Annotated in this window: 18 protein-coding genes; 7 read left to right on the forward strand and 11 right to left on the reverse strand. The window is 68.9% G+C overall.

Features of this window, described 5'->3' with window-relative positions; translation table 11 throughout:
- Positions 1 to 220: 220 nt before the first annotated feature.
- On the reverse strand, positions 221 to 1,492 hold the full coding sequence (locus IQ458_RS08925) for a TIGR03862 family flavoprotein (RefSeq protein ID WP_203322567.1): 1,272 nt from the start codon (positions 1,490 to 1,492) through the stop codon (positions 221 to 223).
- 120 nt (positions 1,493 to 1,612) lie between these two features.
- Here IQ458_RS08925 and IQ458_RS08930 point away from each other — a divergent pair, with 120 nt between their 5' ends.
- Positions 1,613 to 3,217 carry a serine hydrolase gene (locus IQ458_RS08930; protein ID WP_235996699.1) on the forward strand — a complete coding sequence of 535 codons (1,605 nt, stop codon included), beginning with the start codon at positions 1,613 to 1,615 and terminating at the stop codon, positions 3,215 to 3,217.
- Between the two features lie 143 nt (positions 3,218 to 3,360).
- Here the strand turns inward: IQ458_RS08930 and IQ458_RS08935 are convergent, their stop codons facing one another.
- Together IQ458_RS08935 and IQ458_RS08940 are read right to left on the reverse strand one after the other, a co-directional pair.
- Complete coding sequence (locus tag IQ458_RS08935) at positions 3,361 to 3,792, reverse strand: FKBP-type peptidyl-prolyl cis-trans isomerase (protein WP_183642037.1); 432 nt, start codon at positions 3,790 to 3,792, stop codon at positions 3,361 to 3,363.
- A 54-nt stretch (positions 3,793 to 3,846) separates the two neighbouring features.
- Complete coding sequence (locus IQ458_RS08940) at positions 3,847 to 4,644, reverse strand: SDR family NAD(P)-dependent oxidoreductase (protein WP_203322569.1); 798 nt, start codon at positions 4,642 to 4,644, stop codon at positions 3,847 to 3,849.
- A gap of 35 nt (positions 4,645 to 4,679) precedes the next feature.
- Between IQ458_RS08940 and IQ458_RS08945 the strand changes: the two genes are divergently transcribed.
- Positions 4,680 to 5,045 (forward strand): DUF6164 family protein, encoded by a 366-nt coding sequence (locus IQ458_RS08945; RefSeq protein WP_183642031.1) that lies wholly within the window; start codon positions 4,680 to 4,682, stop codon positions 5,043 to 5,045.
- 19 nt (positions 5,046 to 5,064) lie between these two features.
- On the opposite strand, the gene IQ458_RS08950 is transcribed toward IQ458_RS08945, so the two are convergent.
- From IQ458_RS08950 to IQ458_RS08960, 3 genes are all read right to left on the reverse strand, one after another.
- Complete coding sequence (locus IQ458_RS08950; RefSeq protein ID WP_183642029.1) at positions 5,065 to 5,616, reverse strand: SRPBCC family protein; 552 nt, start codon at positions 5,614 to 5,616, stop codon at positions 5,065 to 5,067.
- A gap of 62 nt (positions 5,617 to 5,678) precedes the next feature.
- Positions 5,679 to 6,116, reverse strand: a complete 438-nt coding sequence (locus IQ458_RS08955; protein ID WP_203322570.1) for an SRPBCC family protein — start codon at positions 6,114 to 6,116, stop codon at positions 5,679 to 5,681.
- Positions 6,113 to 6,493, reverse strand: coding sequence for an ArsR/SmtB family transcription factor (locus IQ458_RS08960; RefSeq protein ID WP_203322571.1), 381 nt, complete (start codon positions 6,491 to 6,493; stop codon positions 6,113 to 6,115). The genes IQ458_RS08955 and IQ458_RS08960 overlap by 4 nt, the downstream gene beginning before the upstream one ends.
- 102 nt (positions 6,494 to 6,595) lie before the next feature.
- Between IQ458_RS08960 and IQ458_RS08965 the strand changes: the two genes are divergently transcribed.
- From IQ458_RS08965 to IQ458_RS08980, 4 genes are all read left to right on the forward strand, one after another.
- Positions 6,596 to 7,342 (forward strand): sulfurtransferase, encoded by a 747-nt coding sequence (locus IQ458_RS08965; RefSeq protein WP_203322572.1) that lies wholly within the window; start codon positions 6,596 to 6,598, stop codon positions 7,340 to 7,342.
- Positions 7,343 to 7,347: 5 nt separating this feature from the next.
- A complete protein-coding gene (locus tag IQ458_RS08970; RefSeq protein ID WP_203322597.1) occupies positions 7,348 to 8,907 on the forward strand; it encodes a protein adenylyltransferase SelO in 1,560 nt (519 codons plus the stop codon).
- Between the two features lie 58 nt (positions 8,908 to 8,965).
- Positions 8,966 to 9,637, forward strand: coding sequence for a glutathione S-transferase (locus IQ458_RS08975; protein ID WP_203322573.1), 672 nt, complete (start codon positions 8,966 to 8,968; stop codon positions 9,635 to 9,637).
- 195 nt (positions 9,638 to 9,832) lie between these two features.
- Positions 9,833 to 10,816, forward strand: coding sequence for an LLM class flavin-dependent oxidoreductase (locus IQ458_RS08980; RefSeq protein ID WP_203322574.1), 984 nt, complete (start codon positions 9,833 to 9,835; stop codon positions 10,814 to 10,816).
- Between the two features lie 224 nt (positions 10,817 to 11,040).
- Here the strand turns inward: IQ458_RS08980 and IQ458_RS08985 are convergent, their stop codons facing one another.
- Both IQ458_RS08985 and IQ458_RS08990 read right to left on the reverse strand, forming a co-directional pair.
- Entirely contained in the window at positions 11,041 to 12,222 is a 1,182-nt protein-coding gene (locus IQ458_RS08985; protein WP_203322575.1) for a BaiN/RdsA family NAD(P)/FAD-dependent oxidoreductase, read from the reverse strand.
- 1 nt (position 12,223) lies between these two features.
- Complete coding sequence (locus IQ458_RS08990) at positions 12,224 to 12,781, reverse strand: YaeQ family protein (protein ID WP_183644694.1); 558 nt, start codon at positions 12,779 to 12,781, stop codon at positions 12,224 to 12,226.
- Positions 12,782 to 13,095: 314 nt separating this feature from the next.
- Between IQ458_RS08990 and IQ458_RS08995 the strand changes: the two genes are divergently transcribed.
- Positions 13,096 to 13,305: a cold-shock protein gene (locus IQ458_RS08995; protein WP_079722614.1), complete on the forward strand. Its 210-nt coding sequence runs from the start codon at positions 13,096 to 13,098 to the stop codon at positions 13,303 to 13,305.
- Between the two features lie 264 nt (positions 13,306 to 13,569).
- Here the strand turns inward: IQ458_RS08995 and dbpA are convergent, their stop codons facing one another.
- Genes dbpA through IQ458_RS09010 form a run of 3 tightly spaced genes read right to left on the reverse strand, consistent with a single transcriptional unit; the run spans position 13,570 to position 16,006 of the window.
- Entirely contained in the window at positions 13,570 to 14,949 is a 1,380-nt protein-coding gene (dbpA, locus tag IQ458_RS09000; RefSeq protein WP_203322576.1) for an ATP-dependent RNA helicase DbpA, read from the reverse strand.
- Positions 14,950 to 14,978: 29 nt separating this feature from the next.
- Complete coding sequence (locus IQ458_RS09005) at positions 14,979 to 15,425, reverse strand: barstar family protein (protein WP_192197681.1); 447 nt, start codon at positions 15,423 to 15,425, stop codon at positions 14,979 to 14,981.
- Entirely contained in the window at positions 15,422 to 16,006 is a 585-nt protein-coding gene (locus IQ458_RS09010) for a ribonuclease domain-containing protein (RefSeq protein ID WP_203322577.1), read from the reverse strand. The genes IQ458_RS09005 and IQ458_RS09010 overlap by 4 nt, the downstream gene beginning before the upstream one ends.
- Position 16,007 lies beyond the last annotated feature (1 nt).

Raw genomic sequence — 16,007 nt, forward strand, 5'->3', positions numbered from 1 at the left:
AGACCCGCCATCCATGTCCTGCCGCAATGGCAGGCATGGATGGCGGTGATCTGATCCGGGATGCTCTGATCCGGAGTGCTCTGATCCGAAGTGGGTTGATCCGGATTGAACCGCGCCGGCCGCACCGGAGCGAAGCCATCGTCGCCGTGTCGCGATCGAAAATTCCCGCCCGACTCCTCTTTCGTTTTTCGACATGCATTGCCGGAACCGGCGGCGTGCTTCAACGCGATCCGGACTCGTGTTCCTTCAACCAGGACAGGATACCCTCGGCGGCACGCAGGCCGCTGGCGAAACAGGCGGTGAGCAGATAGCCGCCGGTGGGTGCTTCCCAGTCGAGCATTTCGCCCGCGGCGAACACGCCGGGCAGGGCGGTGATCATCAGGTCGCGATCCAGCGCTTCCAGGCGGATGCCACCGGCGCTACTGATCGCCTCGTCGATGGGGCGCGCACGCAGCAGGCGCAGCGGCAGCCGCTTGAGCGTGTGCGCCAGGCGCTCCGGATCCTGCATGGCCTGCCGGTCCATCACCTCGTACAGCAGCGCCGCGCGGACCCCGGACACCCCGGCCTCGCGCCGCAGGTGTTCGCTCAGGCTGCGGGCGCCGCGTGGCTTGGCCAGCGCGCGGCGCAAGGCGGGTTCGTCGCGGCCGGGAACCAGGTCCAGGTACAGGGTCGTTTCGCCGTCGCGGGCGATGGCGTCGCGCAGCGTGCCCGACAACGCATAGATCAGGCTGCCTTCAATGCCGGTGGCCGTCACCACGCACTCGCCCTGCTGCGCGTGCCACTGGCCGTCGGCGTCCCGCCAGTGCGCGATGACCGGTTTGAGCGGGGAGCCGGCGAAGCGGCCGGACAGGTGCTCGCTCCAGCCGATGTCGAAGCCGCAGTTGGCCGGTTGCAGCGGCGCGACGTCGACGCCGCGTGCGGCCAGCAGCGGCACCCAGCCACCATCGGACCCCAGTTCCGGCCAACTGCCGCCGCCAAGCGCGAGCAGGACGGCGTCGACGCGGAGGATGACCTCGCCGGCCGGATGGAGGAAGCGCAGGGCGCCTTCTTCGTTCCAGCCTGCCCAGCGGTGCTGCATGTGGAAGCGCACGCCCTGGTCGCGCAGCCGCCGTACCCAACCACGCAGCAGCGGTGCGGCTTTGAGATCATTCGGAAACACCCGCCCGGAACTGCCGACGAAGGTTTCCACGCCCAGTCCGGCGGCCCAGGCGCGCAGGGCGTCGGCGTCGAAACCGCGCAGCCAGTCGGCCACCGCTTCCTGGCGGGCGCCGTAGCGGGACGCGAACACCGGAAAGGGATCGGAGTGGGTCAGGTTCAGCCCGCCCTTGCCGGCGATCAGGAACTTGCGCCCGACCGAGCCCTTGGCGTCATAAAGATCGACCTCCAGGCCGGCCGCGCGCAGCCGCTCGGCGGCGAACAGGCCGGCCGGGCCGCCGCCGATGATGGCGACACGGGGCGGGGGGGAGGCTGGGGAAGGAAAAGCCGCGGACATCGCGCCATTATGCCAAGCCTGCCGTGCCGGCCGGCGCCCACGATGACCATCGGCAGGGGGACGCCGGTGCCCGCCTGACGTATCGTTGGCGGTCGTCTTCGTTCTCCAAGGGGCTCAATGATGCGGATTCCGCTGATCGCCGGGCAGGCCGGCGCGCTGGTGCTGTCGTTCGGACTGTGGAGCGGCGCGCATGCGCAGGAGATCGCCGCGCCGGCGCAGTTGCAGGATTTCGACGCCTATGTCGAATCGGTGCGCAAGCAGTTCGACGTGCCCGGCATCGCCGTGGCCATCATCCAGGACGGCAAGGTGGTGCTGGAGCGCGGCTACGGCGTGCGCGAAATCGGCAAGCCGGAGAAGGTGGACGAACACACCCTGTTCGCGATCGCCTCCAACACCAAGGCCTTCACCGCCGCCTCGCTGGAGATGCTGGCCGAGGAGGGCAAGCTGGACATGGACGACCGGGTGATCGATCACCTGCCGTGGTTCCGCATGTCCGACGCCTACGTCACCCGCGAGATGCGCATCCGCGATCTGCTGGCCCATCGCAGCGGCCTGGGCCTGGGCGCCGGCGATCTGCTGTTCTGGCCGACCACCAGCTACACCAACCGCGAAGTGGCCGAGCGCCTCAAGGATGTCCCGCTGACCGGTGGTTTCCGCGCCCAGTACGCCTACGACAACATCCTGTTCGGCGTGGCCCAGCTGGTGATCGAACAGGTCAGCGGCATGAGCTACGAACAGTTCCTGCGCACCCGCGTGTTCCAGCCGCTGGGCATGGAGCAGACCCGTTTCAACAGCGATGCGCTCAAGCCCCGCGACAACGTCGTCACCGGTCACGCGAAGGCCGACTTCAAGGATCTCAAGCCGGCCCCGCGGATGACCTGGTCGAACGTGGCCGGCGCCGGCGGCATCTATTCCAGCGTCCACGACATGGGCAAGTGGATGGGCATGCAACTGGCTGGCGGCACCTATACCGACAAGGATGGGCGCCAGCAGCAGTTGTTCACGCCCAAGCGGCAGCGCGACATGTGGTCGATGATCACGCCGATTCCGGTATCAGAGCCGAAGATCGAGACCCTCAAGCTGGCCAAGCCCAACTACCTGGGCTACGGCGAGGGCTGGATGCTGTCGGACTACCGGGGCCAGAAACTGGTCTGGCACACCGGCGGCTGGCCGGGCATGGTCTCGCGGGTGACGCTGGTGCCGGATCGCAAGATCGGCGTGGTCGTGCTGACCAGCCAGGAAGTCGGCGCCGCCTTCAATGCGGTGACCATGCGCGCGCTCGACGCGATGCTGGACGCGCCGAAGACCGACTGGCTGGCGGGCTATGCCGAGGCGGTGGCCAAGTCGCAGGAAAATGCCGACGAGAGCTGGCAGAAACACGTGGCCGCGAGGGATGCCAAGTCCGGTCCGTCGCTGCCGCTGGCGAAGTACGCCGGCACCCTGCGCGATCCCTGGTACGGCGACGTCGTGGTTTCGCAGGAAGGCGGCAAGCTGGTGCTGCGCTTCAGCAAGACCGCCGAGCTGGTGGGCGACCTGAGCCACTGGCAGCACGACACGTTCATCGTGCGCTGGCGCGAACGCTGGCTCAACGCCGATGCCTTCCTCAATTTCGCCCTGACCCCCGACGGCGAAATCCGCGAGGCGCGGATGGAAGCCATCTCGCCGCTGACCGACTTCAGCTTCGACTTCCACGACCTGCGCCTGGCGCCGGTGAAGAAGAAGTAGGGCGGGTTTCTCTATATGCACCCTGCAGGAGCGACGTCAGTCGCGACCATGTAGTCAAGCCGGCAGAGCCCCTTGAGTGAGACTGCCGGGTGCGAGAGTCCGGTCGCGACTTACGTCGCTCCTACAGGGGTGTGGGTGCCGGATCAGTGCGGCTTGACGTCCAGCAGTTCCACTTCGAACACCAGCGAGGCGTTGGGCGGAATCACGCCGCCGGCGCCATCGCGGCCATAGGCCAGATCGGAAGGGATCAGCAGCACGCGCTTGCCGCCGACCTTCATGCCGGCCACGCCGTCGTCCCAGCCGCGGATGACCCGTCCCGCGCCGAGCAGGAAGGTGAACGGCTCGGCGCGATCCACCGAGCTGTCGAACTTCTCGCCGCGCTGGTTGGGCACCCGCTTGTCATAGATCCAGCCGGTGTAGTGCACCGTCACGTCCGCTCCCTTCGTCGCGACCGCGCCGGTGCCGACGCGCTCGTCGATGCGCTGCAGCTCGGCCACGCTGCCGCCCGGTGGTGGACCCGGATCGGCGCAGCCGGACAACAGCAGGAGGGCGAGCGGCAGCAGGAAACGGCGCATGGAAGGATCCGGTGGAAAGAGTTGCGCGGAGGTTAACCGATTGGCCGGGATCGGTCAGTCCACCAGCGAGCCGCAGGTCAGGTTGGCGACGGTGCCGGTCATCGCGCCGGCGCGATCCGAGGCGAGGAAAGCCGCGCAGTCGGCGACCTGCGCCAGCGTGGGCAGGCGTCCAAGCAGCGTCGCGCCGGCGGCGCGCTCGGCCAGCATCGCTTCGATGGAAACGCCGGACTCGGCGGCGGCGCTGGCGAATACCTTGGCGGAATGGGATAGCGCCAATGCTTCCGGAATCGCGTCCGGGCGCAGGCAGATCAGCCGGATGCCATGTCCGCCCAGTTCGCCGGCCAGGATCCGCGAGAACGCCTCGACCGCCGCGCTGGCGACGCCGTTGCCGAGAAAGCCGCCGCCGCTCAGGCGCGCGCCCGGGGTGGACAGGCTGAGCAGCACGCCCGCGCGTTGGCGCACCATGTGGCGGGCGGCGGCCTGCGCGGTGTTGAAGTTCGCGCGTGTGTAATGATCGATGGGATGCAGGTAATCCTCCGCTGCCAGGTCCAGGAACGCGATGCCCTGCACGTGGAAGAAGCCCACCGCGTTGAGGCAGACGTCGATGCGTCCGGCCTGCGCCGCCACGTTGTCCGCGTGCGCCCGCACCGCGGACGGATCCAGGACGTCCAGCGTGGCGCACGAGGCCTGGCCGCCGGCCGCGACGATGTCGGCGGCCACTCGCTGCAGCGGTTCGGGCGTGCGGCCGGCGAGGAACACCCGCGCACCCTCGCGGCCGAAGGCGCGCGCGCAGGCGCCACCGATGGCGCCGCCGCCGCCATGGACGATCACCACCTTGTCTTGCAGTAGCATGTCCGCTTCTCCTGTTGGAATCCGGGCGTCGCCCGATGTCGAAACGTCTGTTCTATCTTCGCGGCGTGCCGGACGACGAGGCCGGCGAGATCCGCGAACTGCTGGATCGCGAGGGCCTGGCCTGGTACGAAACGCCGCCCAGTCCGTGGGGTATCTCGCATGGTGCGCTGTGGCTGTCCGATGCGGCCGACTACGGGCGCGCCAAGGCGCTGCTGGACGACTACCAGCGGCAACGCGGCGAGCAGGCGCGTCGCGAGCATGCGCGGGCGATGCGCGAGGGCAACGCGCAGACGTTCGCGCAACTGCTGCGCGAACGCCCGGCCTTCGTGCTGATCACGCTGGGCGCGATCCTCTTCATCGTTGTGCTGACCCTGGCCTTGCCCTGGCTGCTGCTGCGCTGACGCGCGTCGCGTCCGTTGCTCAGCCGCGCGCGGCGGCCGGCAGGCGACGGTCGTATTCGGCTTCCAGGCCGTCGTGCGCGCGCCAGAAATTGGGCGGTTCGCGACCTTCCAGGCGGTCGATCAGGATACCCAGGTGGGCGTGCCAGCCGCCGGCGACGCTGACCATCTCGTCGCGATCGCGCAGCCTGCTGTGGGTGACGGTGAGCAGCACGCGTCCGTCCTGCGGCAGCAGTTCGAACAGCACCTCAGAGGTGCTGCCTTCGCTTTCGCCCCAGGTGTAGCCAAGTCGGCGCGGTGGCTCGCACACGGTGACGCGGCCATCCATGCCGACGCCGTCCGCCATGTCCTGGTATTTGGCCGGCGGCGATCCCGGTTCCCGCGACAGGCTGGCGTGGTGGAAGAACAGATGGACCTTGCCACCCACCCGCAGCTCCATGTCGCCGCGCGCCATCCATTCCCCGCGCTTGTCCGATTCGGTCAGGTAGGCCCAGACCCGTTCGATCGGGCCGGGCAGGGAGCGTTGGATCCGCAGGGCGTCCGTCGCGACGGGTTGGCCGTAGTCTTCGTTCATCGTGGCATCTCCTTGGGGGAATCCGGGGGACCGCCGCGGGCGATCCGGACGGGCGGGGAAAATCAGAACAGGCGTTGCAGCGCGTCGAGCATGGTGCTCCAGCCCTGCCGGGTGCGCGGCGCGTAGTCGGCCCAGCGCGCGGGCAGGGTGTGGGTGAGGGTCAGGGTGCAGCCTTCGGGTGTGTCGGCGATGTCGATGGCGACCGTGCTGGCATCGTCGTCGGATTCGCCGCGGATTGCCCAGGTGAATACCAGCCGGCGCGGGCGCTCGATGTGCAGATAGGTGCCGATGTGATCGATGGCCTGGCCCTGGCGCTCGACCAGGAACGAGAAACCGCCGCCGACGCGCGGCTCGATCCGCAGGTGCAGCACCTTTTCCGCGCGTACGTCGGGGCCGAACATCCAGCGGCCGAGCCAGGCCGGATCCAGCCAGGCATCGAAGACCTGTTCGGCGCGGGCGCGGAACGGGCGCTTCACCTGTACGTCGATGGTGTCGTTCATGGTGTCTTCCTGCGGCGTGGCGCCCTGGAGGCAGGCGGCGAGGGCGTGGCGGGCGGTTCGCCCAGCGCTTCGGCCAATGCATCCAGGCGCTGGTTCCAGAACTGTTCGTAGTAGCGGAGCCATTCCTGGCCGGCGGCGAGTGCTTCTGGCTGGAGCCGGCACAGGTGGGTGCGTCCCTGCACGGTGCGGGTGACCAGGCCGGCGCGTTCCAGCACCTTGATGTGCTTGGAGGCGGCGGCCAGCGAAATCTGGAACGGGGCGGCGAGTTCGCCCACGCTGCGGGCCTGGCCGCCCAGGCTGCGCAGCATGCGCCGCCGGGTGTGGTCGGACAGGGCGTGGAACAGGCTGTCGAGCTGGGCGGGAGAATATTCAACCATAAGGTTGATGATTATCCGCATCGGGCGTCATTGTCAACCTTTTGGTTGAATATTGCCGGGGAGGGTCGGGGCCGCGGGCGCCCACCCGGGTAAAATGCGCGGATGATCGTCAATATCGCCGCCTACCACTTCGCCACCCTCGAGGTCCCCGAGACCCTGGCCGACACGCTGCGCGCGCGCGGCGAGGCGCTGGCACTGCGAGGCACCGTGCTGGTGGCCGCGGAGGGCATCAACCTGTTCCTGGCCGGCGACGGCGATGCCATCGAGGCGTTCCTGGCGCCGTTGCGCGCCGATCCGCGCTTCGCCGACCTGCGGGTCAAGTACAGCCACAGCGAGGCGCCGCCGTTCGCCCGCCTGAAGGTGAAGGTGAAGCCGGAAATCATCAGCTTCCGCCGCGACGACGCCTCGCCGCTGGACGGTGGCCGCGCCCCCGCGGTGGCGCCGGCGACGCTGCGGCGCTGGCTGCAACAGGGCGGCCGGGACGACGAAGGGCGGCGGGTGGTCCTGCTGGATACCCGCAACGCGCAGGAATTCGCCCACGGCACCTTCGCCGGCGCGCTGACCCTGCCGATCACCCGTTTCACAGAACTGCCCGAGGCGCTGGCGCCGCATCGCGAAACGTTGAAGGACGCCACCGTGGTCAGTTTCTGCACCGGCGGCATCCGCTGCGAAAAGGCCGCGTTGTGGATGCGCGCCGATGGCATGGACAACGTGCTGCAACTGGATGGCGGCATCCTGGGCTACTTCGAGGAAGTCGGCGGACACGGTTACGACGGCGGCTGTTTCGTGTTCGACGAGCGGGTGGCGCTGGATCCGGAACTGAAGCCGCTGGCCACCGGAATGGCGTGAACGCCATGCGGGCGCTGCACTACGACAACGCTTTCGTGCGCGATCTGCCTGGCGATCCGGAGCAGGGGCCGCGCCGGCGCGAGGTGCTGGGCGCGGCGTGGTCGTCGGTCGCGCCGACGCCGGTGGTCGCGCCTCGGTTGATCGCCTGGTCGCGCGAAATGGCGCAGGCGCTGGGATTCAGCGATGCGGATCTGGCCGATCCGATGTTCGCGCAGGTGTTCGGCGGCAACGCGATCCTGCCGGGCATGCAGCCGTTCGCGGCCAACTACGGTGGCCACCAGTTCGGCGCATGGGCCGGCCAACTGGGCGATGGCCGCGCCATCACCCTGGGCGAGACCGTGGATGCGCAGGGGCGGCGCTGGGAACTGCAACTCAAGGGCGCCGGTCCGACCCCCTATTCGCGCACCGCCGACGGCCGCGCGGTGCTGCGTTCGTCGATCCGCGAGTTCCTGTGCAGCGAGGCGATGCATCACCTGGGCGTTCCCACCACCCGCGCGCTCAGCCTGGTGGCGACCGGCGAGGCGGTGGTACGCGACATGTTCTACGACGGACATCCGAAGGCCGAACCCGGCGCGATCGTCTGTCGGGTGGCGCCTTCGTTCCTGCGCTTCGGCCATTTCGAGCTGCCGGCCTCGCGCGATGACGTGCCGCTGCTGCGGCAACTGGCCGATTTCTGCATCCGCCGCGATTTTCCGGAACTGGCGGGCGAGGGCGAGGCGCTGTACGGAGCCTGGTTCGCCGCCATCTGCGAGCGCACCGCGCGGTTGATGGGCGAATGGATGCGGGTGGGGTTCGTGCACGGGGTGATGAACACCGACAACCTGTCGGTGCTGGGCCTGACCATCGACTACGGCCCGTACGGCTGGATCGACAACTATGATCCGGACTGGACCCCGAACACCACCGACGCGGCCGGCGGCCGCTACCGCTTCGGCTGGCAGCCCAAGGTGGCCTACTGGAACCTGACCCGGCTGGCGCACGCGCTGTCGCCGTTGTTCGGTTCGGTCGAGCCCTTGCAGGAGGGCCTGCAGCGCTACGCCGATGCCTATGCGGCCGCCGATCGCGGCAACACCGCGCGCAAGCTGGGACTGGACGCGCACCGCGACGGGGACACCGAGCGCATGCGTCGCCTGCACGAGCTGCTGTGGGCGGGCGAGGTCGACATGACCCTGTTCTTCCGCGCGCTGATCGATGCCGATCCCGTCGCGCCCGATCTCGCCCATTTCGACGCCGCGTTCTACGACGCAAACCGGCGCGAGGCGATCGGCGCGGATCTGCTGGACTGGTTGCGCGGCCTGGGCGAACGGGTGGTGGCCGACGGCCTGGATCCGGCGCTGCGGCGGGAACGGATGCGCCTGGCCAATCCGCGCTACGTGCTGCGCAACTACCTGGCCCAGCAGGCCATCGACCGCGCCGAGGCCGGCGATGAAGCCGGCATCGCCGAGTTGCTGGAAGTGATGCGGCGTCCCTACGACGATCAGCCCGGCCGCGAAAGCTTCGCCCTGCGCCGACCGGACTGGGCGCGCGAACGCGCCGGCTGTTCGATGCTGTCCTGCAGCTCCTGACTGTCACCCAAGGTGCGCCTGGCCGTACTAGGATGCGGCTTCACGCCGGAGGCCGCCGATGATCACCGTCCACCATCTCAACAATTCCCGTTCCCAGCGCGTGTTGTGGCTGCTGGAGGAACTGGGCCTGGACTACACCGTGGTCCGCTACCAGCGCGATCCGCAGACCCTGCTGGCGCCGCCGTCGCTGCGCGCGGTGCATCCGCTGGGGAAGTCGCCGGTGCTGGTGGACGGCGGCAACACGCTGGCCGAATCGGGCGCGGTGCTGGAATACCTGGTCGAACGCTATGACGCCGCGCGCGCGTTCGCGCCGTCGCCGGGCACGGCCGAACACCTGCGCTACCGCTACTGGCTGCATTACGCCGAAGGTTCCGCGATGCCGCCGATGTTGCTGAGCCTGGTGTTCTCGCGGCTGAAGAAGGCGCCGATGCCGTTCTTCGCGCGGCCGATCGCGCGCTCGATCGCGGACAAGGCATTGCAGGGCTTCGTGGCCCCGCAGGTCCGCCTGCACCTGGATTACATGGAAGCCGAACTGGGCAAGGCGCGCTGGTTCGCTGGTGAGAACTTCAGCGCCGCCGACATCCAGATGAGCTTCCCGGTGGAAGCCGCCGCCGCGCGGACGGGGCTGGAGCGCCACCCGAAACTCGCCGATTTCCTGGCGCGCATCCATGCGCGGCCAGCCTACCAACGCGCGCTCCAGCAGGGCGGTCCGTTCGATCTGTTGAGCTGATCTCCACCGCTTTGTGGAAACAACCCTTGTGGGAGCGACGTAAGTCGCGATGAGGCATTGCCGGCATTCCTTCGCGACTTACGTCGCTCCCACAAGAACGGGAAGGATGTTCACGGGATTCACTATCCCGAATGCCGGGCTGGAAAGCCGGGCGCGCTGGCCCCACGACGGAGGCATCGCCTGCCAGGAGTTGCCATGATTCCCTATTCGTTGCTCGATCTCGCTCCCGTCTGCGAAGGCAGCGACATTTCCCGCGCCTTCGCCAACATGCGCGATCTGGCGCAACATGCCGAAGCCTGGGGCTACCAGCGCTACTGGCTGGCCGAACACCACAACATGCCCGGCATCGCCAGCGCCGCCACCGCGGTGCTGATCGGAAACGTGGCTGGCGCGACCTCGCGCATCCGGGTGGGAGCGGGCGGGGTGATGCTGCCCAATCATTCGCCGCTGCAGGTGGCCGAGCAATTCGGCACCCTGGCGTCGCTGTATCCGGATCGCATCGATCTCGGCCTGGGCCGCGCGCCGGGCACCGATCAACCGACGGCGCGCGCGCTGCGACGCTATTTCGACAACGCCGAGCAGTTCCCGCAGGACGTCAACGAACTGCTGCATTACTTCGAACCCGCGCAGCCGGATCAGGCGGTGCGCGCGGTGCCGGGCGCGGGCATCGAGGTGCCGGTGTGGCTGCTCGGCTCCAGCCTGTTCAGCGCGCAGCTGTCGGCGGCGCTGGGCCTGCCGTTCGCGTTCGCCTCGCACTTCGCGCCGGATGCGATGGACCAGGCGCTGATGATCTATCACCGCAACTTCCGCCCATCCGCACGCCTGGCCCAGCCCCACGCAATGCTGGCGCTGAACGTGGTGGCGGCGGAAACCGACGAAGAGGCGAAGTACCTGTTCACCACCCAGCAGCAAGCCTTCGTCAACCTGCGCCGCGGCAAGCCGGGACTGGTGCCGCCGCCCATCGAGGACATCGAGGCGTTCTGGCAGCCGCACGAGAAACTCGGCGTGGCGCAGGCGCTGGCCTGTTCGGTGATTGGCAGCGTGGACACCGTGCGCGAGGGCATCCGCGCCTTCGTCGACCGCCACCGCCCGGACGAGATCATGCTCACCGCCAACATCTTCGACCACGGCAAACGCCTGCGCTCGTTCGAACTCGCCGCCCAGGCCATGCGCCCGTAGAGCGGAGCTTGCTCCGCTGCTTCGTGGCCTTAGCCTGTTATCCAGCCATTCGCAGCCGAGCAAGCCCGGCTCTACAGGACGTAGAGCGGAGCATGTTCCGCTGCCGTTGGAGCCTTCGCGTGTCATCCGGACATCCCGCAGCCGGGCAAGCCCGGCTCTACCTCCCCCTTCGAAGAAGGGGGACCGAGGGGGATTTGCTTTTGCTTTTGGCCTGCCGGAAGGCCCTAAACCGCCATCCCCGCCGCGTGCCCCGATGCCCAGGCCCACTGGAAGTTGTAGCCACCCAGCCAGCCGGTGACGTCGACCACTTCGCCGATGAAGAACAGGCCCGGCACAAGCCGCGACATCATCGTGCTGGACGACAGCCCGTCGGTGTCCACGCCGCCCAGGGTGACCTCGGCGGTGCGATAGCCTTCGGTGCCGCTGGCCACCAGCGGCCAGGCACCGAGCACACCGGCCAGCTCGCGCAACTGCGGCTCGTTGAACTGGCGCATCGGCCGGTTCGGCAGCCACACCTCGCACAGGCGCTGGGCGAAGCGGCGCGGCAGGGCGTCGGACAGCACCGTCTTGAGTTCGGCGGCGGGCCGTTGCGCCTGCTGCTCCTTTAGCCACGCCAGCGCGTCCTGGCCGGGCAGCAGATCCAGCCGCAGGTCGTCGCCGGGCTGCCAGTAGGAGGAAATCTGCAGGATCGCCGGACCGCTCACGCCGCGATGGGTGACCAGCATGAAGTTGCGGAACGCCTGTTTGCCGCAGCGCGCTTCCACCGGCACGGCGACGCCGCTGAGGTCGTGCAGGCGCTCCTGGTGCTTGCCGCTGAGGGTCAGCGGCACCAGCCCGGCACGGGTCGGCAGCACCGCGTGGCCGAACTGGCGTGCCAGTTCGTACCCGAAGCCGGTGGCGCCCATGCTCGGGATCGACAGCCCGCCGGTGGCGACCACCAGCGACGGCGCGGCGAATGCGCCATGCGAGGTGGCGATGCGGAAACCGCCGTCCACCGCCTGCACCCGCTCGACGCTGCACGGGATCTCGATGCGCACGTGCGTGGCTTGGCATTCGTCCAGCAGCATCTTCACGATGAGCTTGGATGAGACGTCGCAGAACAACTGGCCCAGTTCCTTCTCGTGATAGGCGATGCGGTGGCGATCGACCAGTTCGATGAAGTCGGCCGGCGTGTAGCGGGCCAGCGCCGATTTGCAGAAATGCGGATTGGCGGAAAGGTAATTGGCCGGGCCGGCGCCGGTGTTGGTGAAATTGCAGCGCCCGCCGCCGGACATCAGGATTTTCTTGCCGACCTTGTTGGCGTGTTCGATCACCAGCACCCGCAGGCCGCGCTGGCCGGCGGTCATCGCGCACATCAGGCCGGCGGCGCCGGCGCCGATGATGATCACGTCATGGGTTGGCGCCATGTCAGGCCGGGGCGGTTTCCGCGCGCTGGCGATGGGCCGGGATCACGGTGACGGTGCGGGCATCGTCGATCAGCTGCACTTCGCCGTCCTGGATCATCACGCTCAGGCGCATGCCGCGGGCGAACAGCGAGGTCAGCGCGTCCACGTCGGCGGCGGACAGGTCCAGCACGGTCAGGTTGCGCAGGCGCGCCAGCCCGGAGGCGTTCTTTTCCCACCACAGATCCGCCGCGCGGCCGCCGTAATTGACCACCACCACGTCGCGGGCGCGTCCGCAGGCCCGGCGGATGCGCGATTCGTCCGGCTGGCCCAGGTCGATCCACAGCTCGACGTCGCCGGTGTAGTCGCGGCGCCACAGGTCCGGGTCCTCCTCGGTGCTCAGGCCGCGGCCGAATTCCAGCCGCTCGTCGGCGAACAGGGCGAACGCCAGCACCCGCACCATCAGCCGGGTATCGGTCTCGGAGGGGTGCTGGGCCAGGGTCAGCGGGTAGGAAGCGTAGTGGTGCCGGTCCATGTCGCTGATCTGGAGGTCGGCTTTGACGACGGTGGCCTTGAGCGCCATGGGCGGGCTGAACGGGTCGGAAGGGGGCGCCATGATACGGGTCCGGCGGCCGGATCCGGCCCCGAAAACCGTTGAAACCACCGAAACTGAAGAAAAAGGACCACCAAGCGTCGGAAACCTGTCGCTTTTGGTCCGCAGGCCCGGTAGAGTGCGCGAACTGTGCTTGCCAGGGTCACCGTGAATCGTGAGCCTGATGCGGTAGATACATCTGCTACATCTTCCCGCTTTACCAACGCCTGCAAACTCAGTCTCGGTCCGGAACGTTCCGGCGCCGCGATTTTTCAACCCAAACCATGTTTCAGGAGTTAGTAAAGATGTCTGAGCGTCAGACCGGAACCGTCAAGTGGTTCAACGATGCCAAGGGCTTCGGCTTCATCACCCCGCAGAGCGGCCCGGACCTGTTCGTGCACTTCCGCGCGATCCAGGGCACCGGCTTCAAGTCGCTGAAGGAAGGCCAGGCGGTCACCTTCGTGGCGGTGCAGGGCCAGAAGGGCATGCAGGCCGACCAGGTGCAGCCGCTGTAATCCAGCGCTGACCTTCGCGTCAAAGCAGAAACGCCGGGGTGCGAACCCCGGCGTTTTTTTGTGCCCGCTGTTTGGGGGGCGCCGTGGGGATTCGGGCGAAGCTGGTTCGCGGAGATCCCGCAAGGAGAGCGGTTTGCAAAGACCCCGCTAGGAGCTCGCGGCGGGACGCCGCTCCTACCCACGCGGAACGCCAAGCCCCGCGGTAGGAGCGGCGTCCCGCCGCGAGCCCTTCCCGAATCCCCCGGCCAGCGTCCCGCTCGCGCCTCAGATCCGGCGCACCCGGAAGCTGCGGCCCTTGATCCGGCCGGCGTTGAGCCGGGCCAGCGCCTGCGCGGCCTTGCCGCGTTCGACCGCCACGTAGGAGCGGGTGGCGAAGATGGCGATCTTGCCGATGGACGCGGCCGGCAGGCCGGCGTCGCCGGTCAGCGCGCCGAGGATGTCGCCCGGGCGCAGCTTGTCGGTCTTGCCCGCATCAATCCGCAGCGTGCTCATCGCGGCGGAGGGCGCGCTACCGGCGCGTGGCGCTGGCGGCAGCGCGCGGTCCCAGCGCAGCGGTTGGCCCAACCGCTCCTCGATGGCCGCCGTGCGCGGCCGCTCGCGCGGGGTGGTCAGGCTGATCGCCAGGCCGTCGCGGCCGGCGCGGCCGGTGCGGCCGATGCGGTGGATGTAGGTGTCCACGTCGCTGGGCAGGTCGTAGTTGATCACCGCCGCCAGGTCGTCGATGTCCAGCCCGCGGGCGGCGACGTCGCTGGCGACCAGCACGTTGCAGCTGCGGTTGGCGAAGCGCACCAGTACTTCCTCGCGGTCACGCTGCTCCATCTCGCCGTGCAGGGCCAGCGCGGAGAAACCGAAATGCTGAAGCGAGACCGCAACCTCGTCGGTGTCCTTGCGGGTATTGCAGAACACCACCGCTGATTCCGGCCGCTCCGCCGCCAGCAGGCCGGCCAGGGCGATCTGCTTGCGCGCCGGCTCGACCTCGATGAAACGCTGCTCAATGCCGGTACGGGCGTCCTCCGGCGCGGCCACGGTGACTTCCAGCGGGTCGCGCAGGCTGGTGCGCGCCATCGTCCGGATGGCCTCGGGGAAGGTGGCCGAGAACAGCAGGCTCTGCCGGTCCGGCGGGGTCCTGCCGATGATTTCGCGGATCGGCTCCTCGAAGCCCATGTCCAGCATCCGATCCGCCTCGTCCAGCACCAGCGTGCGGATGCCGCCCAGGTGCAGGATCTTCTTGCGCATCAGTTCCTGCACCCGCCCGGGCGTGCCGACCACCACGTGCGGGTCGTGCGCCTCCAGCGAGGCGATCTGCGGACCCAGCGGCATGCCGCCGCACAGCAGGGTGACCTTGAGGTTCGGAATGCCGATCGCCAGCTTGCGGATCTGCTGGGCGACCTGGTCGGCCAGTTCGCGGGTCGGGCACAGCACCAGCGCCTGCGCGCGGACCAAGGCGGGATCGAGCCGTTGCAGCAGGCCCAGGCCGAACGCGGCGGTCTTGCCGCTGCCGGTCGGGGCCTGGGCGATCACGTCGCGGCCGGCCAGGATGGCGGGCAGGCTCTCGGCCTGCACGGGGGTCAGATGGGTGTAGCCCAGGGCCTCGACGCCGGGGCGCAGGCCGTCGAGGAGGGGCAGGGTGCTGAATTCGCTCATGCGCCATGATCGCACGGCGCGCGGCCGGATCAGGACAACTGCGCGTCCATGTCCTCGAAATCGTCCTCGTCCAGCGCCAGGAAGGCCCAGAACGGCACTTCCTGCGCGGTCCAGAACTGCGCGGCCTCGTCCAGCACGTCCAGCAGCGTGTCGAACACGCCCTCGTCGCGCTCGCGCAGCTCCGCGCCCTGATCCAGCAGCAGCACGTAGCCCGGCGCCGGCAGCCAGGACAGATCGCGCAGGTTGTCGGACAGCGCGTCCCAGTTGCGGCCGGTGCTGTCCGGGAAATCCAGTTGGGTCGCCAGCCGCAGCATCAGCGAGGCCTTGTTCTCGCAGCCGGACAGGTCCACCCGGCGCACGCCCAGCCCGGCGTCCCGGCCGGCGGCGCCCAGGGAATCCAGATCCTCGCTGGTGACGAAGAACACGCCGGCCTGGCGCGCGTCGCCCAGGCCGAGGTCGAAACCGGAGTCGGTCATCGGTTCACCTGCGCGGGCACGTCGAAACGGCGGAAAGTCTCATAGTGATCATCCGTGTAGTAGTACTCCACCGGCGGCTGGCCGCCGGTGACGATGCGCCGCGCGCCGCGGTGATCCAGCCCCGGGGTGTCCACGGTGTATTCGCGATAGTAGCCGCGTTGGCGCGCGGGCAGCCGACCCTCGCGATTTCCGAACACGCTGCCGTCCTGTCGGTTCGGGAACGGTCCGCCCCGCGCGATCAGCGCCAGGGTCCGGTGCGCCTCCGGCGGCAGGAACGCCGGCAATCCGGCCTGGGCGTCGCCGGAGGCCGGCGCCGGGGACGCCGAAGGCGCCGGTGGTGGCGGCACCGCCGGCGCGGTGGCGGCCGCGTCCACCCGGGTCGATTCGATTGGTGGCAGCGGCAGTTCGGCGCGCGCGCCCGGCCCGCCGGCATCGGCGGCGATCGATGGCGGCGCCTCGCCGACCGCATCGTGGCGCGCGCGCTGCTGCTGCCAGAACCAGCCGGCGACCAGGAGCAGCAGGACAGTGATGATGATGGCGGGCTTGCGGAACCCGGAACGATGGCGGGAACGGCGCGGCATG

The sequence above is a fragment of the Pseudoxanthomonas beigongshangi genome, assembly GCF_016820515.1.
In the GTDB taxonomy this organism is placed as follows: Bacteria; Pseudomonadota; Gammaproteobacteria; order Xanthomonadales; family Xanthomonadaceae; genus Pseudoxanthomonas_A; species Pseudoxanthomonas_A beigongshangi.